We start from the raw sequence: 16848 nt of genomic DNA, 5'->3' as shown, positions 1-16848 counted from the left end.
CCTTCTTAAAGGACATCAGCGAATCCACACTTGGTGCGACGGAACCAGACCATTCCCAGCAGGCAGACCACAGACGCGGCAGCAAACTGCCCCGCCAGCTGCCACCAGTCCGGCAGCTGACCGAACACCGCGACGGCACGGGCCTGCTCGATGATCGTCGTAAGCGGATTGGCCAGGAAGAGCGGGCGGATGTACTCGGGAATCTTGGTGACCGGGAAGAACACTGGCGAAATGAACAGCAGGATCTGCGAGAAAACACCCACCACCTGGTTGACGTCCCTCAGGTAAACGCCCACAGACGCCAGTATCCAGCTGATGCCCAGCGCATACAGCACCAGGGGGACCATCACTACCAGAATCAACGGAAAAGTGACCGGAACACCGTTCCCGACGAACACCAGTGCAAGCGCCAGAACGCTCAGACTGATGAACCAATGGAACAGCGCCGATGAACAGGAAACGATCGGCAGAATGCCGATCGGGAACACGACCTTCTTGACGTAGTTGACGTTTCCCGTGATCAATCCCGGCGCGCGGTTGATGCATTCGGCGATGAATCCATGGAGGATCAGGCCGACGAACAACAGGATCGCAAAATCCGCCTGACGCTGTGGCTGATCGCCCCAGCGAACTTTCAGGATCACCGAGAAGAACAACGTGTATACGCTGAGCATCAACAGCGGATTGACGAAGGACCAGAACAAGCCGAGCACTGAGCCCTTGTAGCGGCCACTGACTTCACGCCGGGTGAGCTGGAAGATGAGACCAGCCAGATTCGAGGCACTCATGCGTCAGACACCATGGACAATCCGACGGTCACTGAAGTGCCCTCTCCAGATCCACCTGCAGATCCCCCAGCTCCTCCACGCCCACGCTCAGCCGCACCAGCGCATCGCTGATGCCCAGCTGTTCGCGGCGCGCGACCGGAATCGAGGCATGGGTCATCACCGCCGGATGGTTGACCAGGCTTTCAACACCGCCCAGCGACTCGGCCAGGGTGAACAGTTCGGTCTTCTCGCAGAAGCGCTTGGCCGCCTCGAACCCGCCCTTGAGCACGATCGAGACGATGCCGCCGTAGCCGGCCATCTGCTTGCCGGCCAGTTCATGCTGCGGGTGCGAGGCCAGGCCCGGGTAGATCACCTTCTCCACCGCCGGGTGCTTTTCCAGCCATTGGGCCAGCGCCAGCGCGTTGGCGCAGTGTGCCTTCATGCGCAGCGGCAGGGTCTTCAGGCCGCGCAGGGCCAGGAAGCTGTCGAAGGGGCCCTGCACGCCCCCCACCGAGTTCTGCAGGAAGGCCATCTGCTCGGCCAGTTCGGCGTTGTCGCCGACCACGACCATGCCACCGACCATGTCCGAGTGGCCATTGAGATACTTGGTGGCCGAATGCAGGACCAGGTCCGCACCCAGTTCCAGCGGACGCTGCAGCATCGGCGAGGCGAAGGTGTTGTCGACCACTACGATCAGGCCATGGCGCTTGGCGATGGCGGCGACCGCGGCGATGTCGACGATCTTCAGCATCGGGTTGGTCGGGGTCTCGATCCAGACCATCTTCGTCTTCGACGTGATGGAGGCTTCGAATGCCGCCAGATCGGTGAGGTCGACGAAGCTGAAGTCCAGCTCGGCGGTGCGGCGACGCACGCGCTCGAACAGGCGGAAGCTGCCGCCGTAGATGTCGTCCATCGCCACCACGTGGCTGCCAGCGTCGAGCAGCTCGATCACGGTCGAGCTGGCCGCCATGCCCGAAGCGAAGGCAAAGCCGCGGGTACCGCCTTCCAGCGAGGCCACGCAACGCTCATAGGCGAACCGGGTCGGGTTGTGGGTACGCGAGTACTCGAAGCCCTGATGCTCGCCCGGGCTGGACTGGGCATAGGTCGAAGTGGCGTAGATCGGCGGCATCACCGCGCCGGTGCTGGGGTCGGGCGACTGGCCGCCGTGGATGGCCAGCGTGGCCAGGGCCAGCGCGCGGTCCGGGGAAGAAGCGTTGGACATGTCGTTTCCTGATTGGCGCCGATGACCGGCGCCGTCGAAGGAGCGGGAGTCTATCAGCGCGGCCTTAACGAGCTTTGACGCGGATAAACCGGGATTCAGCAGCGATCTGCGGCGATAAACGCCTTACTGAACGCGCCGACGCAGATAATTCAGCAGGTCGATGCGGGTGATCAGGCCGAGGAAGGCGTCGCCGTCCATCACGATCGCCACCTGGCCGCGGTCGAACACCGGCAGCAGGGCCTCGATCGGCGACTTCACGTCCAGCCGGTCCAGCTTGCTGACCATCGCGGTGGCCACGGTGTCGCGGAAGCGCGCCTCGTCGCCATAGACATGCAGCAGCACGTCGCTTTCGTCGACGATGCCGACCAGCTTCTCGCCGTCCATCACCGGCAGCTGCGAGACGTCGTACAGCTTCATGCGCTGGTAGGCGGTGGTCAGCAGGTCGTTCGGGCCGATCACCACGGTGTCGCGCTGGCCGTACGGGCGCAGGATCAGGTCGCGCAGGTCGCCGTGCTGCGGGCGCTGCAGGAAGCCGTTGTCCAGCATCCAGTAGTCGTTGTACATCTTCGACAGGTACTTGTTGCCGGTATCGCAGACCAGCACCAGCACCCTCTTCGGCGTGGTCTGCTCCTTGCAGTACTTCAGCGCCGCCGCCAGCAGGGTGCCGGTGGACGAACCGCCCAGGATGCCTTCCTTGCCCAGCAGTTCGCGCGCGGTGTGGAAGCTCTCGGCATCGCTGATCGCATAAGCCTTCTTGACGCGGCTGAAGTCGGAGATCGAGGGCAGGAAGTCCTCGCCGATGCCTTCCACCAGCCAGCTGCCCGACTTGTCGTTGAGCACGCCGTCGTTGATGTATTCGGCCAGGATCGAGCCGACCGGATCGGCCAGCACCAGCTCGGTCTTCGGCGACAGCTTGGCGAACGCGCGCGACAGGCCGGTCATGGTGCCGGAGCTGCCGCAGCCGAACACGATGGCGTCGAGGTCACCGCCCATCTGCTCGAGGATTTCCGGGCCGGTGCCGAACTCATGCGCGGCCGGGTTGTCCGGGTTGCCGAACTGGTTGATGAAGTAGGCGCCCGGGGTCTGCTCGGCGATGGTCTTGGCCAGGTCCTGGTAGTACTCCGGATGGCCCTTGGCGACGTCTGAACGGGTCAGGCGCACTTCAGCGCCCATCGCCTTCAGGTTGAAGATCTTCTCGCGGCTCATCTTGTCGGGAACGACGAGGATCAGCTTGTAGCCCTTCTGCTGTGCCACCAGCGCCAGGCCCAGGCCGGTGTTGCCGGCGGTACCTTCAACCAGGGTCGCGCCCGGCTTCAGGTCACCACGCTGCTCCGCCGCCTCGATCATCGACAGGCCGATGCGATCCTTGATCGATCCGCCCGGGTTGGCGCTCTCCAGCTTCAGGTAGAGCTCGCAGACGCCGGTGTCCAGGCGCTGGGCCTTGACGATCGGGGTCTGGCCGATGAGTTCGAGGACGGAAGAATGGATGGGCATTCGGAGGACTTTCGATTCGCGCCACGCAGGGCCGGACCGATGATTATCCGACGGATGGCGCTGAATGTCAGGTCGGCGCGGAGATGCCGCCCGCCGGCCCCGTAAAGGGATGCGGGCGGCCCCGGATCGACGAGGAGACCGGTACCGCCCGCATCGGTGAGTGGTCCTGGAGACCAAGGCACCACCGCCTGTGGTGCCTTGGCGCGGCCGCCTCATCGGCGGTGCCGCGATGCCGGGGCGGGGTCGCCCGGCGGGGCCATCGATGGCCGGGTCACGCCGTTCCGGGCGCGACGGGGTGCGTCAAAGCGTGGGGGACGTCGTTGGGAGCGGTGTTTCGTACATTCGCAGAAGGCGTTGCTTGGCCAGCAGCTTCTCACGCTTCATGCGACCCAGGGTGACATCATCGATCGGGAGTACACCCAACTCCGCGTCCATGCACTTCTTGTTCAACTTGCGGTGCTGGTCATGGAGTGCCCTGAACTCCGGATCACGCGCGCGACGGGCGTCGATCTCGCTCTGGGGCTGATCTTCAAACATGATGGACCTCCTTCGACAGATACACGAACGCCCCGGCCGCAAGGCACGGGGCGTTGTTCATGGAGGAGTGCCGGTCGATGGCCACCTGGACGCCTGCAACGACCTGCGGCACTGGCCTGCGCACGTCGATCTGCTGCGGTTCGCGCCCTGCTTGCATCGGCCCGGCCCTCCCATCGTCCGGTCCGCGGCATTGCGTCCCGGACGATTGACCCTACGCCTGCTCAGGGCGGGGTACAAGACCCCTGCGACAAAAAGACCGAACCCCGCCGGGGCGGGGTTCAGGCTGAATGCTCATTACAACGAAAAACAAACAATATCAATGCATTACGGCGCGATGATGACCTCGGCCGAACGGGCCCGGGTGGAGGCTGCCTTCTTGCCGCTGACCTGGATCCGGTTGCTGGCGACACCACCCGCGACCAGGGCGTCGCGCAGCGCTTCGGCACGCTTCTGGCCCACGCCGTTGGCACTGTCGTAGGCCTCGATGCGCAGGCGGCCCTTCTTGCCGATGTTCAGGTACTCGGCGAGCGCCTTGGCCTGGTTGCGGGCGCCGCCAGACAGGCTGGACGCACCTGCAGCGAACGCGTCGCCCCCGAAGGTGAAGACCTCACCGCGCGCATCGAACTTCGAACCCGGCAGCTTCTGGCCCGACACCAGCTCGGCCTCCTCGCGGGCCAGCTTGGCGGCGTTCTGCTGGGCAGCGCTGAGCCGCTGCTGCTGCTTGCCGGCCACGCTGGTCAGGGCGTTTTCGGCGTCCTGGCGGGCCAGGGTTTCGGCCTCGGCGGCCTGGCGCAGGCGTTCGGCCTCCTCGGCCTGCATCTGCGCCTGCATGCGCAGCTGCTCGGCTTCCTGACGGGCGCGGGCAGCGTCGCGGCGGCTGGCCTCGATCAGCAGGTCGCTGCGGGTGCGCTCCAGGCGGTCGACCTCGCGCGCGGCCATCGCGGTGCGCACGGCCGTCTCGGCAATCTCCACCCGGCGCTCGGCCAGGTAGGTGGCCAGCTCCTGGTCACGGCGCTTGGCCTTGTCCAGGGTCGCGATGGCCTGCTGGGCCTGCATGCGCTCGAAGGCGCCCAGCTCAGCGGTATCCGGGTTGGCCTGGATGGCCATCAGGCGCTGGCTCAGCTGCGCCACCATCGGGTTGTCGGCGGCCACGGCCAGGGTCGGCAGCGCCAGCAGCGCGGCCAGGGTTGCGGCGGTCATCGGCTTCACCGGCGGTCCTCCCCGGTCGACAGCTGGCGTTGCAGCTGGTTGACCTCGTTGCGGCGCAGCTGCAGCTGCGCGGTGACGGTGGCTTCCTCGCTGCGGACGCGTGCCAGGTCGGCATCGGCGGCGGCGCGCAGGGCCATCGCCGGGGCGTTCTTCCGTTCGCGGCGGTCGCCGGCGGCGCGCTGGGCCTGCTCCAGCCCCTGCCGGGCCAGACCGATCAGGTCCGGGGCGTACTGGTCGGCGTCGGCCTGGGTGGCCTTGTCGACCGCCTGCCGGGCCTGCGCCAGTTCCAGGGCGGCGTCCTGCGCCCAGGCGGGGGCAGACAGTGCGAATGCAAACGCCATCACATACAGGCCATGGCGCATTCGTGCGAAGCTAAGTCGTTTCATTGGGGAGGCCGTACCGGTTGTCGGTTCACGGCCATTGTCGTCAAGCCGACACCGTGCTGGCAACGGGCGTCGGCCGTTTCGTTGGGGAAAATTCGCAATGGATATCGGCTACTTCCTGAAGCTGATGACCGAAAAGAACGCTTCGGACATGTTTCTGACCACCGGGGCACCGGTCTACATCAAGATCGAGGGGAAGCTCTATCCGCTGGGCAACACCGGCCTGCCGCCAGGCATGGTGAAAAAGATTGCCTACTCGCTGATGGATGAGGGCCAGGTGCCGCAGTTCGAGCGCGAGCTCGAGCTCAACATGGCCATCGCCCTGCCCGACGCCGGGCGCTTCCGCGTCAACGTGTTCAAGCAGCGGGGCGAGGTCGGGATGGTCATCCGCGCCATCCGCAGCCGCATCCCTAGCATCGAGGAGCTGAACCTGCCGCAGGTGCTGAAGGACGTCATCATGACCCCGCGCGGGCTGGTGCTGGTGGTGGGGTCCACCGGTTCCGGCAAGTCCACCTCGCTGGCGTCGATGATCGACCACCGCAACAGCACCACCACCGGTCACATCCTCACCATCGAGGATCCGATCGAGTACCTGCACAAGCACAAGATGTCGATCGTCAACCAGCGCGAGGTCGGCCTGGACACCCACGCCTTCCACAACGCGCTGAAGAACGCGATGCGTGAAGCGCCGGACGTGATCCTGATCGGCGAAATCCTGGATGCGGAAACGATGGAGGCGGCGATCGCCTTCGCCGAGACCGGGCACCTGTGCCTGGCCACCCTGCACTCCAACAACGCCGACCAGACCATCGAGCGCATCCTCAACTTCTTCCCGGAAAGCGCGCACAAGAACGTGCTGATGAACCTGGCGCTGAACCTGCGTGCGGTGATCAGCCAGCGCCTGGTGAAGAACAAGGAGGGCCGTCGCCTGCCGGCCACCGAGGTGCTGATCAACACGCCGATGATCCGCGACCTGCTGCGTCGCGGCCAGGTGCACGAGATCAAGGCGGCGATGGAAGGCTCGCTGGAAGAAGGCATGGAGAGCTTCGACCAGTGCCTGTTCCGGCTGGCCAAGGCGGGCATCATCGAGCAGGAGGAAGCGCTGCGCGCGGCCGACTCGCGCGATGGCCTGGCCCTGAAGTTCCGTTTGTCCGAAGGCAGCAGCGGCGAGCACGACCCGTACGCCGATTTCTCGGCCGGCGCACCCAGCATCACCCACGGCTTCTGACCCCACGGAAAAGGGGACGGAGGGGATTAAGTCGTAAGTGCATTTGCGACTTAATCCCCTCCGTCCCCTTTTTTCTGAAGCGTTCATGGGCGGTCTCATCCAATGAGACCCCTCATCCGTAGGTTTCCTCAATGGAAACCATCCGCAAGCTGGCCATTCTGGCCGACGCCGCCAAATACGACGCGTCCTGCGCCTCCAGCGGCTCGGGCAAACGCGATTCGCGCGCCAGTGGCGGTATCGGCAGTACCGAGGGCATGGGCATCTGCCACAGCTACACGCCCGACGGCCGCTGCGTTTCATTGCTGAAGATCCTGCTGACCAACTTCTGCATTTACGACTGCGCCTATTGCGTGAACCGGGTCTCCAGCAACGTGGCCCGCGCGCGCTTCAGCGTGGACGAGGTGGTCACGCTCACCCTGGACTTCTACAAGCGCAACTACATCGAGGGCCTGTTCCTGTCCAGCGGCATCATCCGCAATGCGGACTACACCATGGAGCAGATGGTGGAAGTGGCCCGGCAGCTGCGCGAAGAACACCGCTACGCCGGCTACATCCACCTCAAGACCATTCCCGAGGCCTCGCCGGAACTGCTGGCCAGTGCCGGGCGCTATGCGGACCGCCTGTCCATCAACGTGGAACTGCCGACCGAAGCCGGCCTGAGCGCCTTGGCACCGGAGAAGACGGTGCATTCGATCCGTGGCGCGATGGGCGAACTGCGCTGGCGCATCGAGGAAGCCAAGGAAGCTCGCAAGGCCCCCGCAGTGGTGGCGCCGACGGCCAGTCGCAGTGTTCGCCCGCGCCCTCCCCGTTTCGCACCGGCCGGGCAGAGCACCCAGATGATCGTCGGCGCGGACGGGGCAAACGACCAGCAGATCCTGGCCAGCGCCGACAGTCTGTACGGCAACTACCGCATGCGCCGGGTCTACTACTCCGCGTTCAGCCCGATTCCGGACGCCAGCCGGCAGCTGCCACTGCAGCCGCCACCGCTGCAGCGCGAACATCGCCTTTACCAGGCAGACTGGCTGCTGCGCTTCTACGGTTACGGTGTGGAGGAGATTACCGACACCACCCAGGACGGCATGCTCGACCTGGATATCGACCCCAAGATGGCCTGGGCGATCCGCCATCCCGAGCGCTTTCCGGTCGATCTGAACCGGGCACCGAAGGAAATGCTGCTGCGCGTGCCCGGCCTTGGCGTGCGCAACGTCAAGCGCGTGCTGATGGCACGCCGCCACGGGCGGCTGCGCGTGGCCGACATCGCGCGCCTGAAGGCACCGATGAGCAAGCTGCTGCCGTTCGTGCTGCTGGCCGACCATCACCCGCGCAAAGCACTGGATGATCCGGCGGCGCTGCGCGCGCAGCTGGCCCCGCCGCCGCGCCAGGGTTCGCTTTTCGATGCCCCGTCTGCGTCCTGACGCGCAGCGTTGGTCGCTGCGTGTGGATCCGCCGTGGTCGCTGCAGGCCTGGCGCGATGCTGCGCGCGAAGCGTTGCTGCGCGGCGTTGCCCCGCCGCAGCTGGACTGGCTGGAAGGGAGTGACACGTCGCTGCTGGATGCGCCGGCCGTGCAGCAGGCGCCGATGCTTGCCGATGCCGGTGCACCCAACGTTCCACGTGACTTCCTGGAGCTGGCGGCCACCTGCTTGTGCCATCGCGATCCCCAGCGCCTGGCCGTGCTGTATCGCCTGCTGTGGCGCATCGCCCATGGCGAGCGATCAGTGCTGGGCAACCCCGCCGACGCCGATGTCCTGCGCGCGACAGCCCTCGCCCAGGCCGTCCGCCGTGACACGCACAAGATGAAGGCATTCGTGCGCTTCCGCGAGGTACCTGGCCAGCCCGATGCGTTCATCGCCTGGTTCGAGCCGCAGCACCACATCGTCGACCGGGTCGCGCCGTTCTTCGCGCGCCGCTTCACCGGCATGCGCTGGGCGATCCTGACCCCTTCGCGCAGCGTCGCCTGGGATGGGCAGGCGCTTGCCTTCGGCCCCGGTGCACGGCGCGAAGATGCCCCGGCCGAGGATGCACGCGAGTCGCTGTGGCAGACCTACTACGCCAGCATCTTCAATCCGGCGCGGCTCAACACACGGATGATGATGCAGGAGATGCCGGCAAAGTACTGGCGCCACCTGCCTGAAGCACAGTTGCTGCCACGCCTGGTGCGCGACGCGGCCGACCGCGTGCAGGAAATGCATGACCGGCCGGCACAGGCACCGCAACGCAGGATTCCCCCGCGTGCGAACGCTGCGACGCCGGCAGCCGATGCCAGCAGCCTGGACAATCTGCGCGTACAGGCCAGTGCCTGCCGCCAGTGCCCGTTGTGGGAGCAGGCCACGCAGACCGTATTCGGGCAGGGGCCGGCAGGGGCCGAGGTGATGCTGGTCGGAGAACAACCCGGCGACACCGAGGATCTGCGCGGGCAGCCGTTCGCAGGACCTGCCGGCCAGGTGCTGGACCGCGCACTGGCGGAACTGGGAATCGATCGCGCCCAGCTGTACCTCACCAACGCGGTGAAGCACTTCCACCATGAGCGGCGCGGCAAGGTGCGGCTGCACAAGCGGCCGGAAAGCCGCCACATCCAGGCCTGCCGCCCCTGGCTGATGGGTGAGATCGCACGCGTGCGGCCCCAGGTGATCGTATGCCTCGGCGCGACAGCCGCAGCCTCGGTATTCGGTCGTGGTTTCGACCTCGCACGCGACCGCGGACGCTGGCACACCCTCGAGGACGGCACGCGCGGCTACGCCACGGTGCACCCGGCATGGGTGTTGCGGCAGGCCGACGATGCGCGCCGCGAGGAAGCCTACCGGGTGTTCCGCGATGACCTGGCCCGTTTGCGGCAGAAAGGGGACGGAGGGGATTAAGTCGTAAGTGCATATACGACTTAATCCCCTCCGTCCCCTTTTTTTCAGGCGGCGTCGGGCTGGTTTTCCGGGCGTGCGCGGTCGAAGGCATCCACTGCCTGGCAGGCCGCTTCGATGCGGCGCAGGGTCGGGTACGGTGCCAGGTCCAGGCCGAAGCGGTGGGCGTTGTACAGCTGCGGCAGCAGGCAGATATCGGCCAGGCCGGGACGGTCACCATGGCAGAAGGCGCCGGTGTCACGGCTGTTGACCAGCAGGGCTTCCATCGCCGCGAAGCCCTCGGCGATCCAGTGCAGGGTCCACTGCGTGCGCGCATCGGCCGGCACCTGCAGATCGCGCTCCAGGTACTGCATCACCCGCAGGTTGTTGATCGGGTGGATGTCGCAGGCCACCAGCTGGGCCAGCGCCCGCACCCGCGCGCGGCCGGCGGCGTCGGCCGGCAGCAGCGGTACCTGCGGAAAGCGCTCGTCCAGGTATTCGAGGATCGCCAGCGACTGGGTCAGCACATGCCCCTCATGCAGCAGGGTCGGCACCTGCTGCTGCGGGTTGAGCGCCCGATAGGCATCCCGGTGCTGCTCGCCACCGTCGCGCACCAGATGCACCGGCCGGGCCTCCCAGGCCAGGCCCTTCAGCTCCAGACCGATGCGCACGCGGTAGGCGGCGCTGGATCGCCAGTAGGTGTACAGCACGATGCCGTCGTCGACCGGGATCTCCATGGCCGCCTCCATGCTCAGGGCCTGGCCGCCTGTTCGATGCGCTGCTCGATCGCACCGAAGATGCTGTTACCGGCGGCATCGAGCATCTCGATGCGGACCACGTCGCCGAACGACATGAACGGCGTGCTCGGCTTGCCGTCGCGCAGGGTTTCGACCACGCGCTGCTCGGCGAAGCACGACGCACCCTTGCTGGTGTCCTCGTTGGCGATGGTGCCCGAGCCGACGATGGTGCCGGCGACCAGCGGACGGGTCTTGGCCGCATGCGAAACCAGTTGGGCGAAATTGAACTGCATGTCCACGCCCGCTTCCGGCGCACCGAACCACTGGCCGTTGATGTGGGTCAGCAGCGGCAGGTGCACCTTGCTGTCCTGCCACGCGGCACCCAGCTCGTCAGGGGTGACGAACACCGGCGACAGCGCCGAGCGCGGCTTGGACTGCAGGAAGCCGAAACCCTTGGCCAGCTCGCCCGGGATCAGGTTGCGCAGCGAGACATCGTTGACCAGGCCGACCAACTGGATATGACCGGCTGCCTGTTCCGGGGTCGCCGCCATCGGCACGTCGTCGGTGATCACCACGATCTCCGCTTCCAGGTCGATGCCGTAGTCCTCGCTGACCACCTTGACCGCATCGCGCGGGCCGTAGAAGCCTGCGCTGGTGGCCTGGTACATCAGCGGGTCGGTGTAGAAGCTCTCCGGCACCTCGGCGCCACGGGCACGGCGCACGCGCTCGACGTGCGGCAGGTAGGCGCTGCCATCGACGAACTCATAGGCGCGCGGCATCGGCGCGGCCAGTGCCTGCGGATCGAGGTCGAACACGCCATCGGCATCGCCGGCATTGAGCGATTCGTACAGGGCGTTCAGGCGCGGTGCGATGTGGCTCCAGTCCTCCAGGGCCTGCTGCAGGGTGGCGGCAATGCCGGTGGCGCGCACGCCGTGGCGCAGGTCACGCGAGACGACGATCAGGGTGCCGTCGCGGCCGCCTTCCTTCAAAGAACCAAGCTTCATGGGTGGGTGTCCGGAGTCGTGGGCAAACAAGTTTCAAGTGTAATCAAATCTGCGGCGGCGCCAAGCTGCAGCGCGGCATCGGCCCACCCTACCGTAGTGGGGGGTTCGGCAGGGCTTGCAGCCCTGCACCTGCTCAATGCAACAGCAACGGCAACGTCAAAAGCGGCTCTGGCTTTCTACTGGTTGGGCGGGGCGGTGTGGGTGGGCAGGACACGCCGTAAACCCGTCCATGGGGGCTCGATGGCGCCATCCATGGCGCCAACGGTCCTGCCCACCCACACCGCCCTACCCCCGACAGTTTCCCGATGACGGATCGAACATCCCCATCATTCATCGTCGAAATCCGTCAGATATCGAAATAAATCGAATGAGATTCGACAGATCGCGAAAAACTGTCGAAGGCGGGGTGGGTCCGGTTGAGGGGGTGTGAGCGGCATGGATGCCGCGACCAAGCCCCCATGGATGGGTTTACGGCGCCCCCCTCAACCGGACCCACCCCGCCAACCCTCAGGAAGCCAGCTTTTGACGTTGACGTGGCTCTGGCCTCCGCGGGTGCAGGGCTGCAAGCCCTGCAGACACGCCCCTACCTGAACAGGCCTTTTTGCGCGAAGTCTCGAACATCGTTTAGACTTGCAGGGTCTGCAGCGGCCGTCCGTTTCCCTCCGGGATCGCCGGCGACCAGGGTCCGCCCTCTTCGCCCGCCCCCACTCCGACGCCGTTCGTCACGCATTCCAGCCTGCGCTTCGTGCCGGCTGCACCCAATTCTCGCAGCGCGGTTCACGGGAACGCTCCGAGTCAGCCGATCAGTTTGATCTGCCCCCGTCTGTCCGCTCGGACAGGCGTTTCTTGTACTTGGAGCAAACTCAATGTCTTTTGAATCGCTGGGCCTGGCGCCCTTCCTGCTGCGCGCGCTCGCCGAGCAGGGCTACGAAAACCCGACCCCGATCCAGCAGCAGGCGATCCCGCTGGCGCTGGCCGGTCGCGACCTGCTGGCCGGCGCACAGACCGGCACCGGCAAGACCGCCGCGTTCGGCCTGCCGCTGCTGCAGCACCTGGGCACCGCCTCGCAGGAGGTACGTGCCGGCCCGCGCAAGCCGCGCGCGCTGATCCTGGCCCCGACCCGCGAGCTGGCCACCCAGGTGCATGACAGCCTGCGTGGCTACAGCAAGTACCTGCGCATCCCCAGCGCCTGCATCTACGGCGGCGTCGGCATGGGCAACCAGCTGGACATCCTGCGCCGTGGCGTGGACCTGCTGGTGGCCTGCCCGGGCCGCCTGATCGACCACCTTGAGCGTCGCAGCGTCGACCTGTCCGGCATTGAAGTGCTGATCCTGGACGAAGCCGACCGCATGCTCGACATGGGCTTCCTGCCGTCGATCAAGCGCATCCTGGCCAAGCTGCCGAAGCAGAACCGCCAGACCCTGCTGTTCTCGGCCACCTTCGAGGACAACATCCGCCAGTTGGCGCTGGAGTTCATGCGCAACCCGGAACAGATCCAGGTGACGCCGAAGAACACCGTGGCCGAAACCATCACCCACCGCGTGCATCCGGTCGACGCCGGCCGCAAGCGCGACCTGCTGCTGCACCTGCTGGCGCAGGACAGCCGCGAGCAGACCCTGGTGTTCGCCCGCACCAAGCATGGCAGCGACAAGCTGGCCACCTTCCTGGAAAAGTCGGGCATCAAGACCGCGGCGATCCACGGCAACAAGAGCCAGGGCCAGCGCCTGCGTGCGCTGGGTGACTTCAAGGCCGGCCGCGTGACCGTGCTGGTGGCCACCGACATCGCCGCGCGCGGCATCGACATCAACGAGCTGCCGAAGGTGATCAACTTCGACCTGCCGATGGTGGCCGAGGACTACGTGCACCGCATCGGCCGCACCGGCCGCAACGGCGCGACCGGCCAGGCGATTTCGCTGGTGGCGCAGGATGAAGTGAAGCTGCTGCGCGCGATCGTGCGCCTGCTGGGCCGCGACATGGACATCCGCGATGTGCCGGGCTTCGAGCTGCAGACGCCGATCCGCTGGGGCAACAGTGCGCCGGGCAAGGCCGAGCACGATACCGGTGAGCGCGCGCCGCGCAAGAGCCACGCACGCCGTCCGCACGGCGATGCGCCGCGCCATGCGCATGCCGGCCCGAAGAAGGCCGGTGGTGGCCGTCGCGAGGGCGGCGGCAACGGCCAGCAGCGTGCGGGCGCGGGTCAGGGCCAGCGCCGTGGCGGTGGCGGCAATGGTGGCGGCCGTGGTCGCGGCCAGGGTGGCAACGGCGGCGGTCGCGCCGGCTGATCCCAGCTGACATGGATGGCGCTTCCCGCTGCGCGGGGGCTTCTTACCGAGGGACGGCGCTGACGCGCCGTCCTTTTTTGTTGCTGGCTACCGGGTGACAAAGCACGCGGTAGCAGTACCGAAGGCGGATGGACATGGGGGCAGCGCAGAACACGCTGTAAATACGTCCATGTAAGCTCGATGGCGCCATCCATGGCGCCAACGGTTCTGCGCTGTCCCCATGCCCATCCGCTTCAAGCATTGCCTGCGCCTTCTTGTCCCGCCGGGTAGCCGGGAGAAGAAAGATCAAATTCAAGTTCAAATTCAAATTCAAAGGCAAAAGCCGAAGTCGCAATTCCTGGCTTTGCTTTTGCTTTTGTATTTGCCCTTGCTCCCGCCTTGGGGTCTGACGCGTCCGCGCCCGCTGGAAACTGACTTGGGGAGGCCGGGCGGGCTGCGCAGGACCGTTGGCGCCAAGGATGGCGCCATCGAGCCCCCATGGATGGGTTTACGGCGTGTCCTGGCTGAGGCCCCCTGCCTCCCAAGCACAACAGAAACTCGGCGCCAAACACCTCAACCCCGCGCTTTCGCCGGATTCACCAGATTCCCGAAGAAGATCGCGTTGATCAGCAGCCGGTCCGTGCCATGCCAGTACTTGCGATGCGCCGGATCATCGGCGAACAGCACCACGTTACCCTGCCCCTGCGCCGACACCAGCAGCCACGCGCTGCCCGCCACCCGCGTGCGGTTGCGCTCGGACAAGTAACCGTTCACCCGCGGCGGCGCGTCGATGCGTACCACCGTCGAGAACGGGTTCGCACTCGGCTGCAGCGTCACCGTGTTTTCCTTGTTGATCGCCAGTTGCCGGCGCGGCACGCCGAACGCCAACGGATGGCTGGTATCCACGTCGGCACTGAGGATGTTGCCGCTGACCCGCTCGATCGCAGCGATGTCGCGCTGGTCGCCGAACGCACGGCGGCTCTCGTCGGCAGTCTCTTCTTCCTTACCGAGCTTCTCGCCGTCGGCCAGCTTCTGTTCGATCGCCCACTTCGAGGCGCTGCCGTAGGTCACCAGTGAACCTCCGGCCTGCACCCAGCGCTTCAGTGCGGCCACCGCCGTGGCATCGATGCCGGTGTAGGTGCCGCCGGACAGCACGATCGTGGTGTAGCGGTCCAGCGGCACCTTGCCCAGCTGCTGCGGGTCCAGCTTGCTGGCAGGCAGGTGCAGCTGCTGGTCGAGCAGGAACCACGCCGAACCGATCTCGGTGGCGGCCACGCCCTCGCCCATCACCAGCGCGACCGTGGGCTTGCGCAGCGCCTTGACGCCGTCACTGCCGAGGTCGATGCCTTCGCGGCTGCGGCCGCTGGGCAATGCGTGCACCTGCACACCCGCCTCGCGCGCGGCCGACGTCACTGCCTCAAGCAGCGCTGCGCCCTGCAGCGATTGCCCGGCCACCGGAATCACCAGGCTGCCGGCGGCGAAGCTGACCTCGCCCTGCGCGGTCGCGGTGGTGAACGGCTGGAATGCCGCACGTGCGCTCACGCCCTTGCCCTGCAGTGCAGCCAGCGCGCGCCCGGCGTTGTAGTCGCGCCAGTCGATCGCGTAGGCAAATCCGGCCTGGCTGCCCAGCACCGCACCCTGCGCCGCCGGCAGCGCGGTCACGCGTGCACCGCCTTCGATACGGCTGCGGCTACCGGCGAAGGCCACGCCGTAGGCCGGTGCGATTGCATAGCTGGTGCTGCCGTAGAACACATCACCCTTGATCGGCGGCGTCTCGGCAAAGATCGAATGCACCAGGCGGAACTGCGCCTGTTGGACCGGCACAACGTAGGCGCTGCCGGCATCGAAGCGCTGGCCATCGACAGTGACGGCACGATCCAGCGCGCGCACCTCGACGCGATGCAGCAGCAACAGTTCCAGCAGGCGGCGGGTCAGTGTCGGGTCATGCGCATCACCGAACACGAAGCTCTTCACCGGCTGCTGTGCGGCCTGCTTCAGCGCGCTCTGGAAGAACTGCTTCTGCAGGTCGAACAGGCCGCTGCGCTCGGTCACTGCGCCGCGCACGGTGCCCAGCCCGGTGGCGACCTGGTTGCGGATGGTGAACGGGAACGTCAGCAGGCCATTCACCGATTCCTGCACGCGGCCGCGTGAGCTGGCCTGTTCGACGGTCACGCCGACGGCACCATGGAAGTCCGGGTAGGTCGAGCCGTATACCGGCGAGAAGTTGTCGAAGTTCTCGCCGGTGTAGTACAGCGAGCCCAGCGCATCCAGCGCCTGCGCGTGGTACCTGGCCAGGGTCTTGTTGAATTCGTACGACGCCGCGGGAATCAGCGGACTGTGCATGCTCTTCGGCGAGGGCTCGAAGTAGTAGGTGCTGTCCTTGCCCATTTCGTGGAAGTCGATCTGCACGTTCGGGTACCACTGGTGGAACACCTCCACCTTCGGCCGCGAGTCCTGCTGGGTCAGCGCCAGCCAGTCGCGGTTGAGATCGGTGAAGTAGTGGTTGGTGCGCCCTTGCGGGAACGGTTCGACGTGCTCCTTGTCGGCCGGGTCGGCCGAGGCCGGATCGGAGGCCCACGCGTTGTGCCAGTTGGCGGCACGATCGCGACCGTCCGGATTCTGCGCCGGGTCGAACAGCACCACCGCCTGCTGCAGCCACTGCTGGGTTTCGGCGCTGCGGTTGGCCACCAGGTAGTAAGCCGTCAGCATCGCCGCCTCGGCACTGGAGGTCTCGTTGCCATGCACGCTGTATCCCAGCCACACCACCACCGGGCTGTCGCCCGCCGCACTGCGCGGCTGCGCCGGATCGGCCAGCGTCGCGTGCTGCTGGCGGATCTGTTCCAACCGCGCGTGGTTGCCTGCGGCAGTGACAGTGGCGATCAACAGCGGGCGGCCCTCATAGCTGCGGCCGATCTCGCGCACGCTGATCCTGTCCGAGCGCCGGGCCAGTTCCTGGAAGTACGCCACCAGCTGGTCGTGCCGGGTGTAACGGCTGCCGATCGGATAGCCGAGGAACTGCTCCGGCGTGGGCACGGCGGTATCGAACGCCGCTGCATCGGCAGCCTGCGGAAAGAAGTAGGTGCTCTGTGCCTGTACCGGCTGCGGCTGGAACAGTGCGGTGGCGGCGGCAAGCAGCAACGGAAGAACGGCACGACGATGCAAGGACACAGTGAC

13 protein-coding genes are annotated in these 16848 nt (G+C 66.4%); 4 read left to right on the top strand and 9 right to left on the bottom strand.

Annotated features, from left to right (window positions below):
* Positions 1-5: 5 nt before the first annotated feature.
* The 6 genes from AC5P53_RS16290 to AC5P53_RS16265 all read right to left on the bottom strand — a co-directional run bounded on the left by AC5P53_RS16290 (position 6) and on the right by AC5P53_RS16265 (position 5591).
* Positions 6-788 carry an ABC transporter permease gene (locus tag AC5P53_RS16290; RefSeq protein WP_053494789.1) on the bottom strand — a complete coding sequence of 261 codons (783 nt, stop codon included), beginning with the start codon at positions 786-788 and terminating at the stop codon, positions 6-8.
* Between the two features lie 28 nt (positions 789-816).
* Positions 817-1989 (bottom strand): cystathionine gamma-synthase, encoded by a 1173-nt coding sequence (locus tag AC5P53_RS16285; RefSeq protein WP_288496497.1) that lies wholly within the window; start codon positions 1987-1989, stop codon positions 817-819.
* 123 nt (positions 1990-2112) lie between these two features.
* The gene (locus AC5P53_RS16280) at positions 2113-3483 is read right to left on the bottom strand and encodes a pyridoxal-phosphate dependent enzyme (RefSeq protein ID WP_014645842.1); all 1371 of its coding nucleotides are present in this window, start codon (positions 3481-3483) and stop codon (positions 2113-2115) included.
* Between the two features lie 300 nt (positions 3484-3783).
* On the bottom strand, positions 3784-4020 hold the full coding sequence (locus tag AC5P53_RS16275; protein ID WP_005407964.1) for an HP1242/YdcH family protein: 237 nt from the start codon (positions 4018-4020) through the stop codon (positions 3784-3786).
* Between the two features lie 324 nt (positions 4021-4344).
* Positions 4345-5229: a hypothetical protein gene (locus AC5P53_RS16270; RefSeq protein WP_288496498.1), complete on the bottom strand. Its 885-nt coding sequence runs from the start codon at positions 5227-5229 to the stop codon at positions 4345-4347.
* On the bottom strand, positions 5226-5591 hold the full coding sequence (locus AC5P53_RS16265) for a DUF4398 domain-containing protein (protein WP_005415160.1): 366 nt from the start codon (positions 5589-5591) through the stop codon (positions 5226-5228). The genes AC5P53_RS16270 and AC5P53_RS16265 overlap by 4 nt, the downstream gene beginning before the upstream one ends.
* A 121-nt stretch (positions 5592-5712) precedes the next feature.
* On the opposite strand from AC5P53_RS16265, the gene AC5P53_RS16260 reads away from it, so the two are divergent.
* From AC5P53_RS16260 to AC5P53_RS16250, 3 genes are all read left to right on the top strand, one after another.
* Positions 5713-6840 carry a PilT/PilU family type 4a pilus ATPase gene (locus AC5P53_RS16260; protein ID WP_014645840.1) on the top strand — a complete coding sequence of 376 codons (1128 nt, stop codon included), beginning with the start codon at positions 5713-5715 and terminating at the stop codon, positions 6838-6840.
* A 131-nt stretch (positions 6841-6971) separates the two neighbouring features.
* Entirely contained in the window at positions 6972-8255 is a 1284-nt protein-coding gene (locus AC5P53_RS16255) for a putative DNA modification/repair radical SAM protein (protein ID WP_049442137.1), read from the top strand.
* Positions 8236-9696: a UdgX family uracil-DNA binding protein gene (locus tag AC5P53_RS16250; protein ID WP_241887255.1), complete on the top strand. Its 1461-nt coding sequence runs from the start codon at positions 8236-8238 to the stop codon at positions 9694-9696. The genes AC5P53_RS16255 and AC5P53_RS16250 overlap by 20 nt, the downstream gene beginning before the upstream one ends.
* A gap of 44 nt (positions 9697-9740) precedes the next feature.
* Here AC5P53_RS16250 and maiA read toward each other — a convergent pair whose 3' ends face one another.
* Positions 9741-10409 (bottom strand): maleylacetoacetate isomerase, encoded by a 669-nt coding sequence (gene maiA / locus AC5P53_RS16245; protein ID WP_032957926.1) that lies wholly within the window; start codon positions 10407-10409, stop codon positions 9741-9743.
* A 14-nt stretch (positions 10410-10423) separates the two neighbouring features.
* Positions 10424-11413: a fumarylacetoacetate hydrolase family protein gene (locus AC5P53_RS16240; protein WP_014645836.1), complete on the bottom strand. Its 990-nt coding sequence runs from the start codon at positions 11411-11413 to the stop codon at positions 10424-10426.
* Between the two features lie 866 nt (positions 11414-12279).
* Between AC5P53_RS16240 and AC5P53_RS16235 the strand changes: the two genes are divergently transcribed.
* On the top strand, positions 12280-13695 hold the full coding sequence (locus AC5P53_RS16235; protein ID WP_046428694.1) for a DEAD/DEAH box helicase: 1416 nt from the start codon (positions 12280-12282) through the stop codon (positions 13693-13695).
* A gap of 552 nt (positions 13696-14247) precedes the next feature.
* Here AC5P53_RS16235 and AC5P53_RS16230 read toward each other — a convergent pair.
* Complete coding sequence (locus AC5P53_RS16230) at positions 14248-16842, bottom strand: M14 family zinc carboxypeptidase (protein WP_288496816.1); 2595 nt, start codon at positions 16840-16842, stop codon at positions 14248-14250.
* Between the last annotated feature and the right edge of the window lie 6 nt (positions 16843-16848).

It is taken from the genome of Stenotrophomonas sp. YJH_SMC_82, assembly GCF_059368875.1.
Note: the sequence above shows the minus strand (reverse complement) of the source record. Positions and strands in the feature narration are given on the sequence as shown.

What these genes read in the sequence shown, in the direction of transcription:
- AC5P53_RS16240 (WP_014645836.1), bottom strand. Translation starts at nt 11,413, where the DNA reads ATGAAGCTTGGTTCTTTGAAGGAAGGCGGCCGCGACGGCACCCTGATC.
- AC5P53_RS16250 (WP_241887255.1), top strand. Translation starts at nt 8,236, where the DNA reads ATGCCCCGTCTGCGTCCTGACGCGCAGCGTTGGTCGCTGCGTGTGGAT.
- maiA (WP_032957926.1), bottom strand. Translation starts at nt 10,409, where the DNA reads ATGGAGATCCCGGTCGACGACGGCATCGTGCTGTACACCTACTGGCGA.
- AC5P53_RS16275 (WP_005407964.1), bottom strand. Translation starts at nt 4,020, where the DNA reads ATGTTTGAAGATCAGCCCCAGAGCGAGATCGACGCCCGTCGCGCGCGT.
- AC5P53_RS16290 (WP_053494789.1), bottom strand. Translation starts at nt 788, where the DNA reads ATGAGTGCCTCGAATCTGGCTGGTCTCATCTTCCAGCTCACCCGGCGT.
- AC5P53_RS16260 (WP_014645840.1), top strand. Translation starts at nt 5,713, where the DNA reads ATGGATATCGGCTACTTCCTGAAGCTGATGACCGAAAAGAACGCTTCG.
- AC5P53_RS16285 (WP_288496497.1), bottom strand. Translation starts at nt 1,989, where the DNA reads ATGTCCAACGCTTCTTCCCCGGACCGCGCGCTGGCCCTGGCCACGCTG.
- AC5P53_RS16235 (WP_046428694.1), top strand. Translation starts at nt 12,280, where the DNA reads ATGTCTTTTGAATCGCTGGGCCTGGCGCCCTTCCTGCTGCGCGCGCTC.
- AC5P53_RS16255 (WP_049442137.1), top strand. Translation starts at nt 6,972, where the DNA reads ATGGAAACCATCCGCAAGCTGGCCATTCTGGCCGACGCCGCCAAATAC.
- AC5P53_RS16265 (WP_005415160.1), bottom strand. Translation starts at nt 5,591, where the DNA reads ATGCGCCATGGCCTGTATGTGATGGCGTTTGCATTCGCACTGTCTGCC.
- AC5P53_RS16280 (WP_014645842.1), bottom strand. Translation starts at nt 3,483, where the DNA reads ATGCCCATCCATTCTTCCGTCCTCGAACTCATCGGCCAGACCCCGATC.